The following is a 19,756-nucleotide window of genomic DNA, read 5'->3' as shown; positions in this document are numbered from 1 at the left end:
TCAGTTGTCCTTTGTTATTCACTAATGACTAATGACCAATGACTAATGACTTAAACCAATTCAATTATTGCCATTTGGGCATTGTCACCACGACGCGGTACGGTACGCAGGATGCGGGTATAACCGCCCTCGCGATCGCCATATCGAATCGGAGCTTGCTCAAATAGAGCGTGAACCAGTTGTTTGTCGAAGATGTAGCCAAGGGCTTCACGGCGTGCTGCCAAGGAGCCATTTTTGGCTAGGGTAATCATTTTTTCCACTTTACTTCGCAGAACTTTGGCTCGAATTAAAGTGGTGGTAATCCGACCATGACGGATCAACTCGGTGGAGAGCGATCGCAGTAAGGCACGGCGCTGATCGGCGGGTTTACTGAGTTTTTTGACGCGACAACGGTGACGCATAATTTTGCACTATGAATTATGAATGGTTTTTCTTAAGGGTGTTTAGAGCCTCTTTCCATTGGCAGGGTGATGCCCAAGCGTCGCTGCAAAGCTTCCACAACCTCTTCTGCTGACTTCTGCCCAAAGTTCTTAATTTCTAAGAGGTCTTCTTGGGTATAATCCAACAAATCTGCCACAGAATTAACTTGTGCCCGTTTGAGACAGTTATATGCCCGTACAGAAAGTTGCAACTCTTCGATAGGTATCTGGGCAGTTGGGTCGTCTGGAATGTCCGAACCCGTGTCTGTTGGTTCTAGGGAGATGTCTTTCAACGGATTGAATAAATCTACCAAGATCGCAGCAGCCGAAGATAGTGCTTCCTGGGGGGAAATACTGCCATTTGTCCAAACTTCCAACAGTAGTCGGTCTTTTGGAATCAAGCCTTCCCCACGAGATTCTTCAACACTGTAGTTGACTTTTCGCACTGGCATAAATATGGAGTCGATTTGGAGAAAGTCCAACGATGTGGCTTCCTCACGCCCTCGCTCTACGGTGCGATAGCCTTTGCCTTTCTCGATCCGAAATTCCATTTCCAGCTTTCCACTCTCAGCGATGGTGGCGACATACTGGGTCGGATCGATGACTTCTACTTCACTGGGCAAATCAAAATGTGCCGCAGTTATTGTTGCTGGTCCACTAACGAGTAATCTACCAATCTGGGGCTGCGAAGAATAGTTTTTTAGGATAACTTCCTTCATTCTCATGAGGATTTCCAATACATCTTCCCTCACACCCGGAACTGTGGCGAACTCATGTGAAACGCCTGCAATCCGCACTGCTGTAACTGCTGTACCTTCTAGATTAGATAGTAAAACTCGCCGCAGTGCGTTGCCAACAGTTGTTCCTTGACCGCGTTCTAGAGGTTCCAATACAAATTTACTGTAATGGTTCCGACTTTCTTCGGTATTCGACTCTACACATTCAATTTGAAACTGCGCCACGGATGAGCCTCCCTTTTTCTAAGGTGCTGCTAGCAGACAAATCAATTGCCTCCAGAATTGAATTTATGTCCTGTAGATTATTAGGTCTATCAAACTATTAGTATAAAATTACGGTATAGTTTGACACTCCCATTCAGCTTGCAGGCGCTAATAATATTTTGGGTAGCCCGAAGTTTAACAGCTTTCCCGGCGGGAAAATCTGACACGCTTCTGGTCGCCCAAGCTTTAACTCAATGACAGTTTGAACGTTAGACGCTCAAGCGGTCATTGCTGGCTGTAACTTTTCGTCCTCACTGCCCAAGTTTTGGTGTTTAAACTCGACGGCGCTTGGGTGGACGACAACCATTGTGAGGAATCGGGGTAATATCCCGAATCAGTGTAATTTCCAGTCCTGCTCCTTGAAGCGCCCGGATAGCGGTTTCTCTACCTGCTCCTGGCCCACTGACCATTACCTCAATTTGGCGCATTCCTTGATCAATAGCTCGACGGGCTGCACTTTCAGCTGCGGTTTGTGCTGCAAAGGGAGTTCCCTTTTTTGCTCCCTTAAAACCGCTAGAACCAGCACTAGCCCAGGAGATGACATCTCCATTTTGATCGGTAATGGTGACAATGCTATTGTTGAAAGTAGACTGGATGTAGGCCATGCCATTGGGTACATTCCGTTTCTGCTTCTTGCTCCCGGTTTTTTTAGTTGGTTGTCTCGCCATACTTGTTTAGTTGATTTAAGGTAAAACTTGCTCGCATTAGCAAGCGTTGCAAAATTATTTCCCTGGAGCCTTCTTCTTCCCAGCCACTGTCTGCCTTCTGCCTCTACGGGTTCTGGCATTCGTGCGAGTTCTTTGGCCTCTGACTGGTAAGCCCATGCGATGACGACGCCCTCTGTAAGTACCAATGTCAACTAAGCGTTTGATGTTCAAAGACTCCAAGCGCCGCAAGTCGCCTTCAACTTGATAGTTGGTTTCTATTTCCCCTCGCAGGGCTGTCACATCGGCATCACTTAAGTCCTTAACGCGGGTGTCTGGGTTCACACCAGTAGCCGCTATAATTTCTTGAGAGCGTGATAACCCAATTCCGTAAATGTAAGTCAGACCAATCTCGACGCGTTTGTCGCGTGGAAGGTCTACTCCGGCAATCCGTGCCACAATGAACTCTCCCTATTGTTTTCGCAATTACTGTTGGTTGGAAAAACGTGATTAATCGCGTCTTTTCGTTTTAATAATGAGATGCGTGTCAAAACTCACTCTGTTGGTAAGAGCGCTATCCTTGACGTTGCTTGTGCTTGGGGTTCACGCAAATCACCATGACGCGACCACGACGTTTGATCACGTTACATTTTTCACAGATTTTCTTGACTGAGGCTCTGACTTTCATGCCTTTTATTCTTTGACTCCAAATAGTAAATTATAGCATTTCTAGGTAAAATATTCAGCTAAGTGACTAAGAAACAGTCAAAAAGATGATTTTATGGTAAGATTCTCTACATACACTTACTTTTTTCGTAGTCGATAGGTAATTCTGCCTTTGCTTAAGTCGTAGGGAGTCAGCTCCACCTTGACGCGATCGCCAGGCAAAATCTTGATATAATTGCGGCGAATCTTGCCAGAAATGTGTGCCAGCACGTTAAAGCCATTGTCCAAGTCAACGCGAAACATCGCATTGGGCAAGGACTCTGTAACCGTGCCTTCCATTTCAATTAAATCTTGTTTAGACAATTTGTTTTTTCCTCAACTCAACAATCCCCTGTTCAGTCGCAGCACTTAATCTGCAAGAAAACACACTTTAAGAAATATATCAACAGTTTATTAATATATCTTAGCTAAAATCGCTCTGCTTCTTGCTAGAGGGGAGTATAGAGTAGTGAGTGCTGAATTATGTCCTCTCTACTCCCCTGCTTTTCAGGAAACAATCACTTTTTGTAGTTCACCAGTGACATCTTCTTGGGACTGATTGCCATTGACTGTTAGGAGTTTATGGCGATCGCCATAATAATCAATTAAAGGTGCAGTTTCAGCGCGGTATACTTCTAAACGACGACGAATCACCTCTTCGGTATCATCTTTTCGTCCTCTAGCTAGCAAACGTGCTACCACAATTTCATCTGGTGCATCTAAATTGACCACCCTTTCGCCACTCTGATGGATTGTTTCCAGTAATTCCTCTAAAAAAGCCGCTTGCGTCACTTTCCGGGGAAAACCATCAAGAATCCAACCATTTTTGGCATCTGGTTGACTGAGGCGCTCCTGTACCAAGTCCTGCACTAGCTGGTCGGGTACTAACTCGCCGCTATTTACATAGTTTTGAGCCTTAATTCCCAAATGACTTTGCTCTTTCATGGCTTGTCTTAATATTTCACCAGTAGAAATATGGGGAATATTCAAGTATTCAGCCAAAGCTTGAGCTTGTGTTCCTTTACCAGCTCCAGGTGGCCCCAAGAAGATTAGTCGCGTCACTATTATTTCACCATTCCTTCATAGCGCTGAGAGATGACGTAAGTTTGGACTTGTTTGGCTGTCTCAATTGCCACACCAACTAAAATTAACAAAGAGGTAGCACCTATTCCCTGGAAAGTTTTCACATTCAAAGCACTTTCCACGGCAGTGGGGATAATCGCAACCAAGCCTAAAAACATCGCACCCAAAAAAGTGAGTCGGTTAGATACGCGTTCGATATACTCACTAGTTGCTTTGCCGGGACGAATGCCAGGAATACTAGAACCCATTTTCTTCAAGTTCTGCGCCACATCTACTGGGTTGAGAATCAACGAAGAATAGAAGTAGCTGAAGAAAATGATCGAAATCATGTAAACCAAGGCATAGACCCAGGAGCTAGAACCGCCTGGACTCAGATAATTGTTAACTATATTCGCCAATTCGGCATTTTTAGTAAAATTGGCGATCAGCAGTGGCAAACTGAGAATAGCAGCAGCAAAAATAATTGGCATCACGCCGCCTTGATTTAGCCGCAGGGGCAGATAGCTGCGTTGCTCTGCTAAAACTCGCCGACCGACTTGGCGACGCGCCGAAATAATTGGGATGCGGCGCATTCCTTCCTGCACAACCACAATACCAACAATTGTCGCTAGGAAAACTAAGATTAGCACGATTACCCGACCCACTGTTTCACGACCGCCGACTTGCACCAAGTCGATGGTATCGCCTAAGGCTTTTGGTAATGACGCGACAATGTTGACAAAAATCAACAATGATGCTCCATTACCAATGCCGCGTTCTGTAATTAATTCTGATGCCCACATTACGAACATAGAACCAGCAGTCAGAGCGATCGCAGTTTCAGCTACGAAGAATGGGCCTGGCTTTAAGGCGAATTGCTGCAAGAATAATGCCGAAAAAGCTGTACTTTGAAGAATCGCCCAACATACAGTGACATAGCGAGTAATTTGCGATATTTTCCGCCGACCTGCTTCGCCTTCATTTTTCTGTAAATTTTCTAAAGCTGGAATCGCAGCGGTGAGCAATTGGATGATAATAGACGCATTAATGAAGGGCAAAATCCCTAAAGCAAAGACTCCCAAAGTCGAAAGTCCTCGCCCGGAAAATATATCCAATAAGCCGAATATAGAATTACTGCCCGATATAGCTTCGGAAAATCTCGGTCTATCAATCCCTGGCACGGGCAAGAAGATGCCCAGGCGAACCAAAATTAAAATCCCGACGGTGACAAGCAGCCTACCTCTCAGCCCGGCTGCCTGTGCCATCTGCATAAAAGTTTCTTGAGCCGTTGGGGCTTTATCTCGACTGATCATAGAGTGCTACCTTTATAGTGAACCAGGCGCTGACAGCGAGTTGGCTTGCAAGTGCGCTGTTCCGGCTCACTCATAAGACTTCACAACTCCCCCCAGCAGCCTCAATTTTGCTTCGAGCTGTACCTGTGAAAGCTGCCGCTTTAACGTTGAGCGGAATGCTCAATTCCCCATTACCCAAAATTTTCAATGATCCCTTGGCAGCAGTCAGGATACCTGCTGCTTTCAAGGAGGTCAAAGTTACTTCCGTATTAGGGGGAAGGGAGGCTAGCTTCTCTACATTAATCGTAGTGTAAATCTTCTGATTCACAATCGGAAAGCCCTTTAGCTTGGGTAAGCGGCGGTACAATGGCTGTTGACCACCTTCAAAACCTGGTCGAGTCCCACTACCAGAACGAGATTTTTGACCTCGCATACCTAGACCAGCACTGGCACCTTGACCGGCAGAAATACCTCTAGCTACACGCTTCTTACGTTTCTTTGAGCCTTTTTGCGGCTTAACATCGTTGATTCTCATAAGTTATCAAGTTGTCATTTGTCCTTTGTCGTTTGTCCTTTGTCATTTGTCATTTGTCCTTTGTTATTCACTAATGACTAATGACCAATGACTAATGACTAAATTAGATGTAGAGTTTTTCAATAGGAATACCGCGATCTTCGGCAACTTCAGAAAGGGTACGCAGTGTAGATAAGGCATTGACTGCGGCTCTAGCATTATTGAGCGGATTATTGGAGCCAAGTTGTTTGGCTAATACGTTACGAACTCCTGCCAATTCCAACACAGTTCGCACAGCACCACCAGCGATTACCCCAGTACCAGGTGCGGCCGGACGCATAATCACCTTTGCACCGCCACCGACGCCATCAATGGGATGGGGGATGGAGTTGGATTTGGTGATTGGGATATCAATGAGGTGTTTTTTACCGTCAGCTACGCCTTTTTTGACGGCGCCAATTACATCTGAGGCTTTGCCTACTCCGACACCAACTTGACCGCGTTCGTTACCAACGACAACGATCGCTCGGAAGCTGAGTTTTTTACCTCCTTTGACCACTTTACTTACGCGTCGGATTTGGATCACCCGTTCTTGCCAAGTGGTTTCTTCTTTTTTGGCGCGCTTTGTTCTACTTTTACGCTCTGTTGCCATAATTTATTGCTCTGGTGAACGTCATTTGTGAGCCAGTGCGGTCTTGGGGGTCTCCCCCATGAGTAACTGGCGAACCCGAAGGGTCAGTTGTCATTTGTCATTTGTCTTTTGTCATCTTTCCAATGACTAATGACTAATGACTAATGACTTTAGAAATCTAAACCAGCCTCGCGTGCTGCATCAGCTAGGGCTTTGACACGACCGTGATACAAGTTACCACCGCGATCAAAAACTACTTTGGTGATGCCTTTTTCTAGCGATCGCACTGCGATCAACTTACCAACTTGCACCGATGCGTCGCGGTTTGCACATGACGCTAAACTAGATTTCAACTCTGGTTCTACAGTCGATGCTGCCACTATGGTTTGATGCTGAGTATCATCAATCACCTGGGCATAAATATGCTCATTAGAACGAAATACCGCTAAACGCGGACGTTCTGGGGAGCCAATAACTTTGCCACGAACGCGTCGATGACGACGGTTTTTTGATTCTCTACGAGTAAGTTTCATTTCTACTTCTTACCACCCTTACCAGTCTTACCAGCTTTCCGTCTGACCACTTCACCGGCATAGCGAATGCCTTTACCTTTGTAAGGTTCTGGTGGACGAACGGCACGAATTTTGGCGGCTGTATTGCCGACAATTTCTTTGTCATAGCCACTGACAATGACGTTAGTGGTACCTTCTACGGCAAACTGAATTCCTTCTGGTGGTTCAATTTGCACCTGATGGCTATAACCCATATTCAAAACTAGGTTACGACCTTGAACTTGTGCCCTGTAACCAACACCTTGAATTTCTAAACGGCGCTGAAAACCTTGGGAAACTCCCTCGACCATGTTGGCAACTAAAGTGCGGCTCAAGCCGTGCAGTTGCTTTGAGGTACGAGTTTCATCCCGACGGGTTACGTGTAATATTTCTCCCTCTTGAGAGAGTGAGACATTAGGTGTGAGAGTGCGAGAAAGTTCTCCTTTGGGCCCTTTCACCACAACATTTGCACCATCGATCGCCACTTGGACTTTGGCGGGAATAGTAATTGGACGTTTACCAATACGAGACATGACTTTTTGTCCTTTGTTATTTGTCCTTTGTCCTTTGTCTTTCACTAATGACAAATGACTAATGACCAATGACTACCAAACGTAACAAAGCACTTCGCCACCCAAGTTCTGACGCCGCGCTTCGCGGTCAGTCATAATGCCACTGGATGTAGAAATAATGGCAATGCCAATGCCGCCTAGTACCCTTGGTAATTCTTTTCGATTGGAGTAAACACGCAAGCCAGGCTTACTCACCCGCTTTAAGGCGGTGATCAGAGGCTGACGGTTTTTACCCTTGTATTTCAGGGAAATCACTAGATTGTGTTTTACCCCTTCTTCTGCTTCTTCGATTTCAGCAATAAAGCCTTCCTCCCGTAGTACTTTGGCAATACTCCGGGTCATTTTTGTAGCTGGCACTTGTGTAGTTTGATGCCGCGCCAGGTTGGCATTGCGGATGCGCGTCAGCATATCTGCAATTGTGTCGTTAGCCGCCATCGTTCCCTCTATAGATGAACTTATTGATCGCGAAAGGGCATTCCTAATTCTTTGAGTAAGGCGCGTCCCTCTTCGTCGTTTTTTGCTGTGGTGATGATGGAAATATCCATCCCACGCACTTGATCGATGCTGTCGTACTCGACTTCTGGAAAAATTAGCTGTTCTCTCACACCCAGAGTATAATTCCCGCGTCCGTCAAAGCTTTTAGGGCTAACGCCGCGAAAGTCTCGAATTCTGGGTAATGAAAGGCTAACAAGTCGGTCAAAAAAGGCATACATCCGTTCGGCTCTCAGGGTAACCATGATCCCAACTGGCATTCCTTGACGAATCTTAAAGCCAGCGATCGCCTTTTTCGCCCGTGTCACCACTGGTTTTTGACCTGTTACCAAGGCAATTTCATTGATGGATGCCTCTAGTGACTTCGCATTTTGAGCTGCTTCCCCTAAACCTCGGTTAATCGTAACCTTGATCAACTTCGGTACTTGATGAACGTTGGTATATTGAAACTGATTGATCAGTTTGGGGACGATTGTCTCTTGATATAAGCTTTTGAGTCTTGTTGTCGCCATAGTTTTTTGTCCTGATATCCCTGGGCTTGGTCAGGGAACCTTTAATTTTGGATTTTAGATTTTGGATTTTGGATTAAATTTAAAATCTAAAATTTCAAATTGGCTAATTCTTATTTATCCAGAATCTCGCCAGTTTTCTTGAGTTTTCTGACTTTTTTGCCTTCTGAAGTAAAGGTATAACAAACACGACTGGCAACGTTTTGCTTGGTGGAATAAAGCATGACGTTGGAGCTATGAATCGGGAATTCTTGGGTAATAATTCGCCCTGATTCCCCTTCTTGCTGGGGTTTGACGTGCTTGGTTTTAATGTTGACACCTTTGACGATCACTTTACTCAGTTGGGGAAGTGCCTGAGTAATTTCGCCAACTTTTCCTTTGTCTTTGCCAGCAATCACTTGCACAGTGTCGCCAGTTTTGACGTGCATTTTATGGAATACTTTGGGCGTACCCTGTTTGGTTGCCATTAAAGCACCTCCGGAGCCAGAGAAACAATTTTGGTAAAGTTTTTATCGCGCAGTTCCCGTGCAACTGGGCCAAAAACCCGTGTGCCTCTAGGATTACCGTCTTTGTTGATGATCACAGCAGCATTATCATCAAAGCGAATACTCATGCCACTGTCACGAGATACAGCTTTGCGAGTTCGGACAATTACTGCTTCCACGACATCAGACTTTTTTACAGCCATGTTGGGTGTAGCATCTTTGACAACGGCGATAATTTTATCACCGATAAAACCATAACGGCGGTTGCCTCCACCTAAGATGCGGATGCACATTAGTTTACGGGCGCCGCTATTATCTGCGACATTCAGGTAAGTCTGGGGTTGAATCACAATTATTCTCCCTTGTAATGTTGTTAGAAACTAACAACGATGAGGTTTAAGCAGGTTTGACGTTGAGGACTTCTGTGACTTTCCAGCGCTTGGTTTTACTCAGGGGTCTAGTTTCCTGAATGCGAACGCGATCGCCTACTTTACACTGATTTTCTTCGTCGTGAACTTTATATCGTTGGGTGTTGACTACAATCTTGCCGTACTTGGGGTGAGGAGCGCGGTTTTCTATGGCAACTACCACAGTTTTTTGCATTTTATCGCTCACTACCAAGCCAACTCGTTCTTTTACTGCCATAATCTCCTACTTTTCTTCTTTAGCCAATTGACTTGCTGCCCGTTTACGTTCTGTTTCTAGCGTCAGCAATTGGGCTAGGCGGTGGCGCATCTGCCTGAACTGATGGGGCTTTTCTAGTTGTCTAGTGGCTTTTTGTAAGCGCAACTGAAATAGTTGTCTTTTGATAGCGACAATTTCCTCAGAGAGTTTATCGTCACTTAATTCTCTAGCTTCTGACATTTTGGGAAGAGGCATAAGCTACTCCTGCTCCTGTGGTTGAGGGCGGATAATAAACTTGGTTTTTATGGGCAGCTTAAATGAAGCCAAGCGCATTGCTTCACGCGCGATTTCTTCAGTAACTCCACCGATTTCAAACAAAATTCGCCCTGGCTTGACTACAGCTACCCAAAACTCTGGATTACCTTTACCGGAACCCATCCGGGTTTCAGCAGGACGCATGGTTACAGGTTTATCAGGAAAAATCCGAATCCAGATTTGTCCACCCCGACGAATATAACGAGTCATTGCCCGACGAGAAGCCTCGATTTGCCGGGCGGTAATCCAAGCAGGTTCTTGCGCTTGGAGTGCAAAATCACCGAAGTTTAGGGTGCTGCCACGGGTGGCTAGTCCCTCCATCCGTCCGCGCTGTTGTTTGCGGAATTTAGTTCTTCTAGGGCTTAACATGATTGGGTACTAGGTACTGGGCATTGGGCATTGGGCATTGGGCATTGGGCATTGTCAATTCTCTATGCCCCATGCGCCATGCCCCATTCCCTTTTTATCCTTCATTTGATCGGTCTTCAAATTGCTGGCGACGACGCTGTTGTTGACGACGACGGGGTTCACGTTCCCGATCGCGGGGATCGCGATCGCGATCACGACTTGCGGGTGGTGGCGCAATTGCTTCCTGTCCAGGGATAATTTCTCCCTTAAACACCCATACCTTGATGCCCAGAATGCCGTAAACAGTTTTTGCCGTGCAATAAGAGTAGTCAATGTCAGCCCGCAAAGTATGTAAAGGAACTCTACCTTCACGAGTCCACTCTGTCCGGGCAATTTCCGCACCGTTGAGCCGGCCGCTGACTTGGATTTTAATTCCTTGGACACCAGCGCGTTGGGCACGCTGAATCGATTGTCGCACTACCCGCCGAAAGGAAACCCGGCGTTCCAATTGTTGAGCAATGTATTCGGCAATCAGGTAGGCATCAGCATCAACTCGTTGGATTTCAACCACGTTAATGCGAATTTGGCGATTACTACCCAAGAGTCCTTGGAGTCCGGTACGTAAGGATTCGATGCCTTGCCCACCACGTCCCACGACTACGCCTGGTCTCGCTGTGCGTACTTCTAAGTCGATTTGGTCGGCTTTGCGCTCAATCCGCACCTCGGAAATTCCGGCGTTGTTTTGAGCAAGTCTACCCAGCTTTTGTTCTATATATTGCCGGAGTTTGTAGTCTTCTTGTAAAAGTTCTGGATAGCGATGAGCAACAGCAAACCAACGGGATTGATGTTCATGTGTAATACCCAGGCGAAAACCAACTGGATGAATCTTCTGTCCCACGAATACTTCCTCTAAAATTTCTTACTTTACGCAATTTATTCGTGTAAAAAAGCTTATTTTTCTGGGGCGGCTGCAACAGCCACAGTAATATGACACGTTGGCTTGCGAATTTGGTAAGCTCGACCTTGCGCCCGTGGCTGGAACCGCTTCAACGGCGGGCCTTGATCGGCATAAGCTTGAGTAATTACTAATTGAGTCCGATCTAACCCAGCGTTGTGTTCGGCATTAGCAGCAGCGCTTCTGAGAACCTTCAATATGGGTTCAGTGGCGCGATAAGGCATGAATTCCAGGATGATTAGCGCTTCTCGGTACGATCGCCCCCGGATTTGATCGAGTACGCGACGCACTTTGTAGGCCGAGATGCGGATAAAACGAGCGATCGCCTTTACTTCAGTAGTATCATTAGCCATAATTTTCTCCAATTTTGTCATTTGTCATTGATCATTTGTCACTTGTCTTTAGCTAATGACTAATGACTTCATGACTAACGACTACCTACCTGCTTTTTTATCGCTTTTTCCATGACCCCTGTAGGTACGTGTTGGCGAAAATTCCCCCAACTTGTGTCCTACCATCTGTTCATTTACAAAAACTGGAACGTGTTGCCGTCCGTTGTGAACAGCGATCGTATGACCTACCATTAAGGGCAAAATCGTCGAAGCTCGTGACCAAGTTTTTATAACTTCTTTTCTGTTGCTGTCGTTGAGCTTTTCAATTTTCTTAAGGAGATGATCCGCAACGAAAGGACCTTTTTTTAGAGAACGACCCATAGTTCAATTTTGGATTTTGGATTTTGGATTTTGGATTTTGGAATTAGGATTTAAAATTTCCGATTTTGGATAATTAGGTGTCTTAATCAAGTTTCACAAATTTTCAATGTTCACAAGTAGACCCCAATCTAAAATCCAAAATCTAAAATCTAAAATTCTATGATTCACGACCACCGCGACCGCGTTTAGAAGACTTACGGCGACGACGTACAATCAATTTGCTGCTGAGTTTCTTGCGATTACGTGTCTTCGCACCCAATGTGGGTTTACCCCAAGGTGTTACAGGCCCAGACCTACCGATAGGTGCCCTACCTTCACCACCACCATGTGGGTGATCAACTGGGTTCATGACGCTACCTCTAACCTTAGGACGGCGACCTTTCCAGCGATTGCGCCCGGCTTTACCTGCACTTAGGTTTCTCGCATCGGTGTTGCCTACTTGCCCAATAGTGGCGTAGCACTCGCGCCGAATCAAGCGGACTTCTCCAGAAGGCAACTTGAGAGTTACATAATTACCTTCTTTTGCAACAACTTGGGCGCTAGCACCAGCAGCACGGACAATTTGACCACCTTTACCAGGAGTGAATTCTACGTTGTGAACACTAGTACCCAAGGGAATCTTCCAAAGCGGTAAGGCATTACCATCTTCAAAGGGAGAATCAGTCCCAGAAATAACTATTGTTCCAACTTTCAACCCATTGGGATGGAGGATATAACGTTTTTCGCCGTCTTGGTAATACAAAAGAGCAATTCGAGCATTGCGATTAGGATCGTATTCAATCGCTGCGACTTTGGCAGGAATATTATGTTTATCCCTTTTAAAATCGATGATCCGATAAAGTTGTTTGTGTCCGCCACCCCGGCGACGACTAGTAATCCGCCCGCGATTATTCCGACCTTTGGCGCGATGCTTTGAGGTTGTTAAAGATTTCTCTGGCTCGGTTTTTGTAATTTCCGCAAAGTCAGAGATTGTAACTTGGCGAGTGCTGGGGGTATAAGGGCGATAAGAACGAGTACCCATATTTTTAAGTGCTGAGTGCTGAGTGCTGAGTGCTGAGTTTGAAATTTTGAGTGCTGAGTTTTGAGCGTACTAACTCATAACTCTTAACTCCTAACTCATAACTTTTCTAGACATCTGGGAATAGAACTTGTCTAATCTTGTCTTCATCACCAGGTGCGACGGTAACAATGGCTCGCTTGTATTGGGGCTTATAACCAATAAATTTACCAACGCGCCGCTTTTTACGCGGTGGTAGGATGGTGTTCACCTTTACAACCTTGACCTGAAACAAGTCTTCGATCGCAGCCTTGATTTCAGGCTTAGATGCCTTTGGAATTACTTCAAAGGTGTACTTATTCTGCTCCATTAAAATGGTCGCTTTCTCGGTGACAATTGGGCGACGCACTAAGTCGGCAAGATCACGGGGGTCAAAGCTAGGCACTGTAGACCTCCTGAATTTTTTCTAAGGCTGATGCCGTAACTACAATTTTGTCAGCGTGCAGTAAATCAAAAACATTTAGCTGGTCGGCTGCAATTAGTTTTAAATTTTCAATATTGCGGGCTGACAAATAAACGTTATCTGTATCCGCAATCTCAGACAAAATTAACAGTGACTTGCTTTCTGGTACTACTCCCCAACGGGCAAGGGCTGCCACTAATTCTTTAGTCTTGGGGCGAGATAGCTCGGTGCTAAATTCTTGTACTACAATCAAGTCGTCAATGCGGCTGACAAACGCTGTTCGCAGTGCTAAACGTCGCTCTTTGCGGTTCAACTTGAGGTTGAATTCTCTAGGCTTTGGCCCAAAGATCACACCACCACCACGCCACAGTGGTGAACGAATAGACCCCGCACGAGCGCGACCAGTACCTTTTTGTCGCCAAGGTTTACGACCGCCACCTCTGACTTCGGCCCGAGTTTTGGTACTGGCATTTCCTTGACGAGCATTGGTCAATTGCCGTACTAAAGCGCGGTGCACAATATGAGACGCTGTTTCTTCCTTGGCAACGCGCAACTCGAAGGTCGTCTCGCCAACCTGCTCTCCTTGCCAATTTTTAACTACGCTTTCAACCATTTTTGTTATCTGTCCTTTGTCATTTGTCCTTTGTCATTTGTTATTTGTCCTTTGTCAGTTGTCCTTTGTTATTCACTAATGACCAATGACTACTGACTGATGACTACTGACTAATGACTACCCACTATCGTTGCAGGCACAACACTTACTAATGCACCCGGTTTACCAGGAATGGCTCCCTTAATTAGTAATAAGTTCCGTTCTAGGTCAACTCGCACTATGGTCAGCTTGCGGATTGTAATGCGTTTCCCACCTAAACGCCCTGCCATCCGCTTACCTGGATAAACACGACCTGGTGTTGTACCAGCACCAATAGAACCGGGTGCTTTGTGGTTTTTGGAACCGTGTGACATGGGCCCCCGAGCAAAGTTGTTGCGCTTCTGGTTACCCGCAAAGCCGCGCCCGATGCTTGTGCCGATTACATCTACAATTTGACCTGCACTAAAAATATCTGCTTTAATCTGTTGACCTAAAGCATAATCGCCAGAATTATCAGTGTGATATTCATTTAGATGACGCAATGCTGGGGCAGATGATTTAGCCAAATGACCCAGTAGTGGTCTGTTCAGTGCCTTTGGTTTGACTTCGCCATACCCAACTTGAATGGCAAAGTAACCGTCGGTTTGTTTCGTTTTAACTTGTGTAACGGTGCATGGCCCTGCTTGAACGACAGTCACAGGAATGGCTACTCCTGCTTCGTCAAATATTTGGGTCATGCCCAGCTTGGTGCCGAGAATACCTACAGACACAGTAACTGGTTCTCCTTTCTACTTACTGACCTTGGAATTGGACTCTAGAGGACACGCTTTGTACGCATCAGTTTAGGCTGGGTTAGCCTGCGAAATTTGGAATGGCTTAAATAAACCGCTCCAAATGCTTTGGGACACAACAAACCGTGTCCGTACTGCTTGGTGAATCTGTTTAGTTTCACTCACTAGATCACCAGAACAGCTACAAGTCCCTTCCTATTAGGAAAGAGTAACTTCTGGCATCAATGCAAGGCGCTACAGCTTTTTGCTGTGTGCAGCAATGCTTTTGTCCAAGCAATTGCTCTGGCACGTTTTGGAGGCAGCGCTTCGGATACGCCCATAAGACGGATTCCCGGAGCTTGGCTACTGCCCTGTTGCAGTTGGACTTAAGCGGTTTTTACCGCCCAGTATCCGTTAACTGAGACTAACGTAATGCCATGAAACCAACATTTCTGCTCAGTTTTTACTTCTTTAAATACCTTAAATTATTGTTTAAGATTTTGCCTACTTTTTCAGAGGCACAGAAGCAAATGTACTTTGGAGCTTAGAATTGGCTTTGGTTGTTCGTCCATAAGCTCCAATGTTGACCTGAAAGCTTTCTTAGTTTACCAGTCTTATGATCAATCTGAGTTAGGTTATCCAATTTGCATTGAGTAGTCAGCTTTTGATGCTAACACTACCTCAGAATGAGAGTAAAAAATTCAACTATTTTGCGTCTTCGGTCACAATCTAATAATATAAATTATTTGTTTATGTTTGTCCAGTAATTTGTAGAATTATTTTTAGGGAGTAGAGACTGGGGACTGAAGAAATGGGCATTATGTCCCAAATATTTTAACTTAATCTATCGGTTCAGGGTAAATAATAGAGATATCTGAGTGGGATAAGACAAAAATCTATGGCACTAATTACCACTGGCAACGGTTTAATCCGCGATCTGGAAAAATTTGGCGCTCTTGGAGTGTATGTACCTCTGGAAGGGGGTTATGAAGGTCGGTATCAGCGCCGACTGCGTGCATCCGGCTATACCACCCTTCACATTACTGCGAGAGGACTGGGCGATGTGGCTGCGTATCTCACAAGAGTTCATGGAGTCAGACCTCCTCATCTTGGTAAAAAAACTACTGGTAGTGGTGCGGCAGTAGGTTATGTATACTATGTGCCACCAATTATCGGTTCTCATTTAGAACAGCTACCACCCAAGTCAAAGGGGCTGGTTTTGTGGATTATTGAAGGGCATATTCTCTCTAATGAGGAACTTGAGTATTTAGCGAATTTGCCTCAGCTAGAACCACGAGTGAAAGTAGTCATTGAAAGGGGTGGCGATCGCGCCTTCCGTTGGACTTCTCTAGAAAAAACTCTCTTAGCTAGTTAGTCCTTTGTCATTAGTCATTAGTCATTTGCTCATAACTAATGACTAATGACTCAATTCAATTAAAGCAGAGGTTGTAATGAAGCCTTTAACTAATTACGAATTACGAATTACGAATTACGAATTACTTTAATCTTGTTGATGAGCAAATTTATAACCACCCCACAGAGAAAGAGCGATCGCTATCACCAGCAAAATTGGTATGCTGTACCAAGGAAACTGGGACAAGGGTAAATGAGCCACTGCACGCAGTCCAATGCTAGCGTAGGTCAGTGGCAACAGGTAAACTATGACTTTGAGGGCGGCTGGTAATGTACCAGGGTCAAAGAAGGTTGCACCTAAGAAGGACATGGGAATAATTATAAAGTTGTTGTAGAGTCCGACTGATTCGAGCGATCGCACACTCAACCCGACAATCACCCCTAACCCAGCAAATACTGAACAATTCAGCACCACCAACAATAGAAATAGTGGGTTGAGAAAATTCCAGTTCCCAGTCAACAGTATTGCCACTAAAATTACGGAACCGGATGTCATCAACCCCCGCACTACTCCCGCTAGCATTTTTCCGATATGCAACGCTAGAGGGTGTATGGGAGTTAACAATAATTCCTCAAAGGTTTTGGTAAATAATCTGTCTCCGCAAATCGAAAATGTCGTCCCTCCAAAGCTAATCGTCATCGACGATAGTGCCACCATCCCCGGTAAGATAAATTCTAAATAGTTGTTATAGTTACCACTAATTCCTGAGCCGGGTTTGATGTAATTACCTAAACCCAAGCCAAAAGCTAAAATATATATCAGTGGAGATATTAAGCCTGATGCAGCAATTTGTACAATTCTTACACGTAAATCTAACCAATCTCCCCAAAAAATGGTCAGACTATCAGCTAGGAAAATTTGAAGTTGCGAAGTTTTGAACCTCTTGCCCGAAAGTGGCGTTTTTTGAGATATCACGTGCTTTCAATTACTTATTAAAATTTCATTAAATGTTAATTTACATTGTTTGGCACATCAATTACTAGGGGTAACGAAAATCTCTAATACTAAAAATAAAAATAAAAAGCTAGATGATCCAAGCATTCTGACTGTATCGGTTATGCAAATCAAATCAAGAGTATCTGATACAAATCAAAAATATGGTATAATCTTTGAATGCAGTTCATAGGTGATTTGCAGATCAAGTAGCATAAAAGTAATAACTAATAACAATTCGTTAAACAGGACATAAATAAATAACAATTTTCACGAGTTATTTCTAAATAGAAACAACAACCGAGAAAGGTGAAATTATGTCGAAATATTATCTAGATAAGTTTCTATTTTTCTCTTTTAACAAGAATACTATCCAAAAAGTTGTAGGCAATTACAGTCAAGACTAGGCATACTGAAGGAGGGAGAAAACTTTAGACCACTCCCTGCCAAATAGGCGTGAAGGTGATTAAACAACAATGAAACGTAAATCGACTGGTAGATCGGCTACTACTGCTAAACCCTCTGCTTTCCAATCTCCCATGTTTAACCTCTTGACTATGGCAATTATGGGAGGGGTGTTGATTTTGGGAATTGGGATTGGCATTGCTTTTAGTTCTACAACCACGTTGGCTCCATCAAATGTGGCTTCCCGTGAATTCATTGACACCAAAGCGCCAAACCCGGAAATTTGCGTGCAGAATGGGGCTAGCGCTATGGTGATGGACGCGAGACTGTTTGTCACTCTCAACCCCTTCAACGTCTACATTTCTCAACCGAGTATGCGTCCTGGATGCGTGATCCGACAAAACAACTGGGCAATTTTAGAGCAACGGAAGCTGATAACATCTGATCAGGTAAGAGATTGCAAAAATCGCCTGAACACCTTTGGCTTTACAGGTAATCTGGACAGTGACAAACCTGATATTAGGTGCATATATCAGAATGAAGCGGCTCAAAACTTCTTTACGGCTCAACCAGGAGCAGTTGGAACGCCTCAGGAAACGGACAGATTTTAGATTTGAATAATGGGCATTGGGGATTGGGGAAACTCTGCTCCCCTGCTCTTCAATAGACCTCTTGCATAAATAATTTTTTGTCTCACGCAAAGGCGCAAAGGCGCAAAGAAGAAAGCGAAAAGAAGGACTTTTGCAAGAGGTTTAATCTTTAGCGCTTATCTACTTTTAGGAAGGGGTTGTCCAAACTCGATCACTTGGGGATTGGGAATATTGGGGATTGTTGGAATTGGGAATTCAGACATTCCGAAAGGAGGAATGCTGTTTAAATTACCGGGTTGATTTGGGAAGGAAGGAGGGGGAAGAATAAAACCAGGTTGTTCAAAGGATGTATTAGGAGTTAGGGGAGGTACAGTTACAAAAGGCTGCCCAGGGTTAGTAGTAATGGTTGGGGGTAGTGCGCTCGATGGAGGCGGAACTATGAGTAAGGGCGGTTGTGGGTTAGTAGTAGTTACGGGTAGGTTAACAGGCGGCTGTGATTTATACGGTGTTTGAGGTTGTTTCTTGGGTGAAGGTGAGGAATTTCCTGGTTTTACGGTAGTACTTTTACCAGAAATAAGCGGACGTAATACCCAGCGAGTGGAGTTTTTTCGGGAAACGGGTTGTAGTTGTACTTGTTTGAGATTTAAAACAGTCCCTGGTGCTAAATCTAGGACAATGCGTGTGGCGTTTGCGTTCAGTTGAGAAACGCGAATGCTGCGGATTGCTCCAGAATAATTTTGTTGTGTGGTAATTTTGCCCAACTTAGTATTCGGTAAATCTACAACAAGACGAGGGGGTTGGGATAGGTAGAAATAACGGGGGGTTGTGCCTGCTGAGAGGGTGATTTCGAGTTGCTGTGTCTTGGGGGAAAAACGCCAATTATTCAGCTTTGCCAATGGCGTAGCGGCAGTGCTGCAAGGATCGAGGGCGATCGCTGCATAAAATCCTAATACACTGATGCTAAATAGCTGCTTGCGCCATTGGCAAAATTGCCTAGTCTTTAGTCCCTGATCCATTCTTTTTATCTGCTCCATAAAACCCATATAAGGCGCTCACATTGCTGTTTACTTGCCGCTTCAACATTCCTACCCTCACTCCCAATAGGGTTCGGTTAAGACAAGAGACGCGATAAATCGCCGTCTCTGCAATAATCAATCTTTCGTCGTGACGGCGATTTATTGCGTCTTTCCGATTTAGAATTTTCATCAAAAAACCTTAACCGAACTGTATTACCCCCACTCTCCAATTCAATGATTGTTTAACTTTTGAGATTCTTCTTGAGCTTTTTGGGGTGTCCCAGTAAATTTCAGAGTTTGTGGGATGTCATTTACGGTTAGTTGACCTGTCATACTACCTTTATTTACCAGTTGCATTTGAATTGTGACTGAGTTCAGAGGATCATTTTGGGGGCGAGGAATATTACAAAGAATTGATCTGCCAACTTTTCCAGATAAATCTAACTGCTGGTTTTTCAACATGCCTGTCAGAGAGTGCTTTTCGTCGGTATCAGGGTTGGCGTTTGCAGGTAATACAGAGGCATTTAAGTAAATACCTGACTGCTCAACATTTAACGTCAGGGTATCCGATTTTTCACAGTTCGGCAAATTTTCAGCCAGGGTTAGACGATAGCGGCCGTTAACTGGAGGAGGAGCTTTGAGATTGTTTTCCCCATAAGCGCTGACAGTTTTAAACAACAGTAGCACTGAACTTATTGCTACTCCGTAAAAGATTAAAGATTTGAAGTTGAAATGATTCATAAT

Annotated in this window: 32 protein-coding genes; 2 read left to right on the top strand and 30 right to left on the bottom strand. The window is 44.8% G+C overall.

What is annotated here, in order from left to right; translation table 11 throughout:
• Positions 1-50: 50 nt before the first annotated feature.
• The 26 genes from rplQ to rplC form a co-directional block, all read right to left on the bottom strand.
• Complete coding sequence (gene rplQ / locus F8S12_RS21895) at positions 51-401, bottom strand: 50S ribosomal protein L17 (RefSeq protein ID WP_196518371.1); 351 nt, start codon at positions 399-401, stop codon at positions 51-53.
• Between the two features lie 32 nt (positions 402-433).
• Complete coding sequence (locus F8S12_RS21890; protein ID WP_196518370.1) at positions 434-1,381, bottom strand: DNA-directed RNA polymerase subunit alpha; 948 nt, start codon at positions 1,379-1,381, stop codon at positions 434-436.
• 311 nt (positions 1,382-1,692) lie between these two features.
• Positions 1,693-2,088: a 30S ribosomal protein S11 gene (rpsK, locus tag F8S12_RS21885; protein ID WP_096558115.1), complete on the bottom strand. Its 396-nt coding sequence runs from the start codon at positions 2,086-2,088 to the stop codon at positions 1,693-1,695.
• A gap of 54 nt (positions 2,089-2,142) precedes the next feature.
• On the bottom strand, positions 2,143-2,523 hold the full coding sequence (gene rpsM / locus F8S12_RS21880; RefSeq protein ID WP_104906411.1) for a 30S ribosomal protein S13: 381 nt from the start codon (positions 2,521-2,523) through the stop codon (positions 2,143-2,145).
• Positions 2,524-2,638: 115 nt separating this feature from the next.
• Entirely contained in the window at positions 2,639-2,752 is a 114-nt protein-coding gene (gene rpmJ, locus F8S12_RS21875; RefSeq protein WP_015129703.1) for a 50S ribosomal protein L36, read from the bottom strand.
• A gap of 116 nt (positions 2,753-2,868) precedes the next feature.
• Entirely contained in the window at positions 2,869-3,093 is a 225-nt protein-coding gene (gene infA, locus F8S12_RS21870; RefSeq protein ID WP_006196724.1) for a translation initiation factor IF-1, read from the bottom strand.
• A gap of 183 nt (positions 3,094-3,276) precedes the next feature.
• Positions 3,277-3,831, bottom strand: coding sequence for an adenylate kinase (locus F8S12_RS21865; RefSeq protein WP_196518369.1), 555 nt, complete (start codon positions 3,829-3,831; stop codon positions 3,277-3,279).
• Between the two features lie 2 nt (positions 3,832-3,833).
• Positions 3,834-5,144 (bottom strand): preprotein translocase subunit SecY, encoded by a 1,311-nt coding sequence (gene secY, locus F8S12_RS21860; protein WP_196518368.1) that lies wholly within the window; start codon positions 5,142-5,144, stop codon positions 3,834-3,836.
• Between the two features lie 70 nt (positions 5,145-5,214).
• Positions 5,215-5,658 (bottom strand): 50S ribosomal protein L15, encoded by a 444-nt coding sequence (gene rplO / locus F8S12_RS21855; RefSeq protein WP_196518367.1) that lies wholly within the window; start codon positions 5,656-5,658, stop codon positions 5,215-5,217.
• Between the two features lie 103 nt (positions 5,659-5,761).
• The gene (rpsE, locus tag F8S12_RS21850; protein WP_196518366.1) at positions 5,762-6,289 is read right to left on the bottom strand and encodes a 30S ribosomal protein S5; all 528 of its coding nucleotides are present in this window, start codon (positions 6,287-6,289) and stop codon (positions 5,762-5,764) included.
• A gap of 149 nt (positions 6,290-6,438) precedes the next feature.
• Positions 6,439-6,801, bottom strand: a complete 363-nt coding sequence (rplR, locus tag F8S12_RS21845) for a 50S ribosomal protein L18 (RefSeq protein WP_196518364.1) — start codon at positions 6,799-6,801, stop codon at positions 6,439-6,441.
• A 2-nt stretch (positions 6,802-6,803) separates the two neighbouring features.
• Positions 6,804-7,352: a 50S ribosomal protein L6 gene (gene rplF, locus F8S12_RS21840; RefSeq protein WP_196518362.1), complete on the bottom strand. Its 549-nt coding sequence runs from the start codon at positions 7,350-7,352 to the stop codon at positions 6,804-6,806.
• Positions 7,353-7,424: 72 nt separating this feature from the next.
• A complete protein-coding gene (gene rpsH, locus F8S12_RS21835; RefSeq protein ID WP_012410712.1) occupies positions 7,425-7,826 on the bottom strand; it encodes a 30S ribosomal protein S8 in 402 nt (133 codons plus the stop codon).
• A gap of 20 nt (positions 7,827-7,846) precedes the next feature.
• Positions 7,847-8,395: a 50S ribosomal protein L5 gene (gene rplE / locus F8S12_RS21830; protein ID WP_196518360.1), complete on the bottom strand. Its 549-nt coding sequence runs from the start codon at positions 8,393-8,395 to the stop codon at positions 7,847-7,849.
• Positions 8,396-8,505: 110 nt separating this feature from the next.
• Complete coding sequence (gene rplX / locus F8S12_RS21825; RefSeq protein ID WP_196518358.1) at positions 8,506-8,859, bottom strand: 50S ribosomal protein L24; 354 nt, start codon at positions 8,857-8,859, stop codon at positions 8,506-8,508.
• The gene (rplN, locus tag F8S12_RS21820) at positions 8,859-9,227 is read right to left on the bottom strand and encodes a 50S ribosomal protein L14 (RefSeq protein WP_069070772.1); all 369 of its coding nucleotides are present in this window, start codon (positions 9,225-9,227) and stop codon (positions 8,859-8,861) included. The genes rplX and rplN overlap by 1 nt, the downstream gene beginning before the upstream one ends.
• Before the next feature lie 46 nt (positions 9,228-9,273).
• Positions 9,274-9,522: a 30S ribosomal protein S17 gene (rpsQ, locus tag F8S12_RS21815; RefSeq protein WP_196518355.1), complete on the bottom strand. Its 249-nt coding sequence runs from the start codon at positions 9,520-9,522 to the stop codon at positions 9,274-9,276.
• Positions 9,523-9,528: 6 nt separating this feature from the next.
• Positions 9,529-9,756 carry a 50S ribosomal protein L29 gene (gene rpmC / locus F8S12_RS21810; protein ID WP_196518353.1) on the bottom strand — a complete coding sequence of 76 codons (228 nt, stop codon included), beginning with the start codon at positions 9,754-9,756 and terminating at the stop codon, positions 9,529-9,531.
• Between the two features lie 3 nt (positions 9,757-9,759).
• Positions 9,760-10,185: a 50S ribosomal protein L16 gene (gene rplP / locus F8S12_RS21805; protein ID WP_196518351.1), complete on the bottom strand. Its 426-nt coding sequence runs from the start codon at positions 10,183-10,185 to the stop codon at positions 9,760-9,762.
• A 94-nt stretch (positions 10,186-10,279) separates the two neighbouring features.
• The gene (gene rpsC, locus F8S12_RS21800) at positions 10,280-11,062 is read right to left on the bottom strand and encodes a 30S ribosomal protein S3 (RefSeq protein WP_196518349.1); all 783 of its coding nucleotides are present in this window, start codon (positions 11,060-11,062) and stop codon (positions 10,280-10,282) included.
• Between the two features lie 53 nt (positions 11,063-11,115).
• The gene (gene rplV, locus F8S12_RS21795) at positions 11,116-11,472 is read right to left on the bottom strand and encodes a 50S ribosomal protein L22 (RefSeq protein ID WP_196518347.1); all 357 of its coding nucleotides are present in this window, start codon (positions 11,470-11,472) and stop codon (positions 11,116-11,118) included.
• An 81-nt stretch (positions 11,473-11,553) separates the two neighbouring features.
• Entirely contained in the window at positions 11,554-11,832 is a 279-nt protein-coding gene (rpsS, locus tag F8S12_RS21790; protein ID WP_196518345.1) for a 30S ribosomal protein S19, read from the bottom strand.
• A gap of 157 nt (positions 11,833-11,989) precedes the next feature.
• On the bottom strand, positions 11,990-12,853 hold the full coding sequence (gene rplB / locus F8S12_RS21785; protein WP_196518343.1) for a 50S ribosomal protein L2: 864 nt from the start codon (positions 12,851-12,853) through the stop codon (positions 11,990-11,992).
• A gap of 106 nt (positions 12,854-12,959) precedes the next feature.
• Positions 12,960-13,274: a 50S ribosomal protein L23 gene (locus tag F8S12_RS21780; protein WP_196518341.1), complete on the bottom strand. Its 315-nt coding sequence runs from the start codon at positions 13,272-13,274 to the stop codon at positions 12,960-12,962.
• Positions 13,267-13,905 (bottom strand): 50S ribosomal protein L4, encoded by a 639-nt coding sequence (gene rplD / locus F8S12_RS21775; protein WP_196518339.1) that lies wholly within the window; start codon positions 13,903-13,905, stop codon positions 13,267-13,269. The genes F8S12_RS21780 and rplD overlap by 8 nt, the downstream gene beginning before the upstream one ends.
• 110 nt (positions 13,906-14,015) lie before the next feature.
• On the bottom strand, positions 14,016-14,654 hold the full coding sequence (gene rplC, locus F8S12_RS21770; RefSeq protein WP_196518337.1) for a 50S ribosomal protein L3: 639 nt from the start codon (positions 14,652-14,654) through the stop codon (positions 14,016-14,018).
• 898 nt (positions 14,655-15,552) lie between these two features.
• Here rplC and F8S12_RS21765 point away from each other — a divergent pair.
• Complete coding sequence (locus tag F8S12_RS21765) at positions 15,553-16,029, top strand: NAD(P)H-quinone oxidoreductase subunit N (protein WP_196518335.1); 477 nt, start codon at positions 15,553-15,555, stop codon at positions 16,027-16,029.
• 126 nt (positions 16,030-16,155) lie between these two features.
• Here the strand turns inward: F8S12_RS21765 and F8S12_RS21760 are convergent, their stop codons facing one another.
• Positions 16,156-16,983 carry an ABC transporter permease gene (locus tag F8S12_RS21760; protein ID WP_196518333.1) on the bottom strand — a complete coding sequence of 276 codons (828 nt, stop codon included), beginning with the start codon at positions 16,981-16,983 and terminating at the stop codon, positions 16,156-16,158.
• Positions 16,984-17,477: 494 nt separating this feature from the next.
• Between F8S12_RS21760 and F8S12_RS21755 the strand changes: the two genes are divergently transcribed.
• Positions 17,478-18,017 (top strand): DUF3172 domain-containing protein, encoded by a 540-nt coding sequence (locus F8S12_RS21755; RefSeq protein WP_196518331.1) that lies wholly within the window; start codon positions 17,478-17,480, stop codon positions 18,015-18,017.
• A 155-nt stretch (positions 18,018-18,172) separates the two neighbouring features.
• Here F8S12_RS21755 and F8S12_RS21750 read toward each other — a convergent pair whose 3' ends face one another.
• The 3 genes from F8S12_RS21750 to F8S12_RS21740 are packed head-to-tail and all read right to left on the bottom strand — an operon-like array spanning position 18,173 to position 19,753.
• Positions 18,173-19,012: an AMIN domain-containing protein gene (locus tag F8S12_RS21750; protein ID WP_196518329.1), complete on the bottom strand. Its 840-nt coding sequence runs from the start codon at positions 19,010-19,012 to the stop codon at positions 18,173-18,175.
• The gene (locus tag F8S12_RS21745; protein ID WP_196518328.1) at positions 18,990-19,202 is read right to left on the bottom strand and encodes a hypothetical protein; all 213 of its coding nucleotides are present in this window, start codon (positions 19,200-19,202) and stop codon (positions 18,990-18,992) included. Before F8S12_RS21745 ends, F8S12_RS21750 begins: the two co-directional genes overlap by 23 nt.
• 41 nt (positions 19,203-19,243) lie before the next feature.
• A complete protein-coding gene (locus F8S12_RS21740; protein WP_196518326.1) occupies positions 19,244-19,753 on the bottom strand; it encodes a hypothetical protein in 510 nt (169 codons plus the stop codon).
• Positions 19,754-19,756: the final 3 nt, after the last annotated feature.

The organism is Nostoc sp. WHI (genome assembly GCF_015714725.1).
In the GTDB taxonomy this organism is placed as follows: domain Bacteria; phylum Cyanobacteriota; class Cyanobacteriia; order Cyanobacteriales; family Nostocaceae; genus Nostoc.
Note: the sequence above shows the minus strand (reverse complement) of the source record. Positions and strands in the feature narration are given on the sequence as shown.

Excerpts from the sequence above, each read along its gene's own strand:
- rplQ (WP_196518371.1), bottom strand. The coding sequence starts at position 401 with ATGCGTCACCGTTGTCGCGTCAAAAAACTCAGTAAACCCGCCGATCAG.
- rpsK (WP_096558115.1), bottom strand. The coding sequence starts at position 2,088 with ATGGCGAGACAACCAACTAAAAAAACCGGGAGCAAGAAGCAGAAACGG.
- rpmJ (WP_015129703.1), bottom strand. The coding sequence starts at position 2,752 with ATGAAAGTCAGAGCCTCAGTCAAGAAAATCTGTGAAAAATGTAACGTG.
- secY (WP_196518368.1), bottom strand. The coding sequence starts at position 5,144 with ATGATCAGTCGAGATAAAGCCCCAACGGCTCAAGAAACTTTTATGCAG.
- rplO (WP_196518367.1), bottom strand. The coding sequence starts at position 5,658 with ATGAGAATCAACGATGTTAAGCCGCAAAAAGGCTCAAAGAAACGTAAG.
- rpsE (WP_196518366.1), bottom strand. The coding sequence starts at position 6,289 with ATGGCAACAGAGCGTAAAAGTAGAACAAAGCGCGCCAAAAAAGAAGAA.
- rplR (WP_196518364.1), bottom strand. The coding sequence starts at position 6,801 with ATGAAACTTACTCGTAGAGAATCAAAAAACCGTCGTCATCGACGCGTT.
- rplF (WP_196518362.1), bottom strand. The coding sequence starts at position 7,352 with ATGTCTCGTATTGGTAAACGTCCAATTACTATTCCCGCCAAAGTCCAA.
- rpsH (WP_012410712.1), bottom strand. The coding sequence starts at position 7,826 with ATGGCGGCTAACGACACAATTGCAGATATGCTGACGCGCATCCGCAAT.
- rplE (WP_196518360.1), bottom strand. The coding sequence starts at position 8,395 with ATGGCGACAACAAGACTCAAAAGCTTATATCAAGAGACAATCGTCCCC.
- rplX (WP_196518358.1), bottom strand. The coding sequence starts at position 8,859 with ATGGCAACCAAACAGGGTACGCCCAAAGTATTCCATAAAATGCACGTC.
- rpsQ (WP_196518355.1), bottom strand. The coding sequence starts at position 9,522 with ATGGCAGTAAAAGAACGAGTTGGCTTGGTAGTGAGCGATAAAATGCAA.
- rpmC (WP_196518353.1), bottom strand. The coding sequence starts at position 9,756 with ATGCCTCTTCCCAAAATGTCAGAAGCTAGAGAATTAAGTGACGATAAA.
- rplP (WP_196518351.1), bottom strand. The coding sequence starts at position 10,185 with ATGTTAAGCCCTAGAAGAACTAAATTCCGCAAACAACAGCGCGGACGG.
- rplV (WP_196518347.1), bottom strand. The coding sequence starts at position 11,472 with ATGGCTAATGATACTACTGAAGTAAAGGCGATCGCTCGTTTTATCCGC.
- rpsS (WP_196518345.1), bottom strand. The coding sequence starts at position 11,832 with ATGGGTCGTTCTCTAAAAAAAGGTCCTTTCGTTGCGGATCATCTCCTT.
- rplB (WP_196518343.1), bottom strand. The coding sequence starts at position 12,853 with ATGGGTACTCGTTCTTATCGCCCTTATACCCCCAGCACTCGCCAAGTT.
- rplD (WP_196518339.1), bottom strand. The coding sequence starts at position 13,905 with ATGGTTGAAAGCGTAGTTAAAAATTGGCAAGGAGAGCAGGTTGGCGAG.
- F8S12_RS21765 (WP_196518335.1), top strand. The coding sequence starts at position 15,553 with ATGGCACTAATTACCACTGGCAACGGTTTAATCCGCGATCTGGAAAAA.
- F8S12_RS21755 (WP_196518331.1), top strand. The coding sequence starts at position 17,478 with ATGAAACGTAAATCGACTGGTAGATCGGCTACTACTGCTAAACCCTCT.
- F8S12_RS21750 (WP_196518329.1), bottom strand. The coding sequence starts at position 19,012 with ATGGATCAGGGACTAAAGACTAGGCAATTTTGCCAATGGCGCAAGCAG.
- F8S12_RS21745 (WP_196518328.1), bottom strand. The coding sequence starts at position 19,202 with ATGAAAATTCTAAATCGGAAAGACGCAATAAATCGCCGTCACGACGAA.
- F8S12_RS21740 (WP_196518326.1), bottom strand. The coding sequence starts at position 19,753 with ATGAATCATTTCAACTTCAAATCTTTAATCTTTTACGGAGTAGCAATA.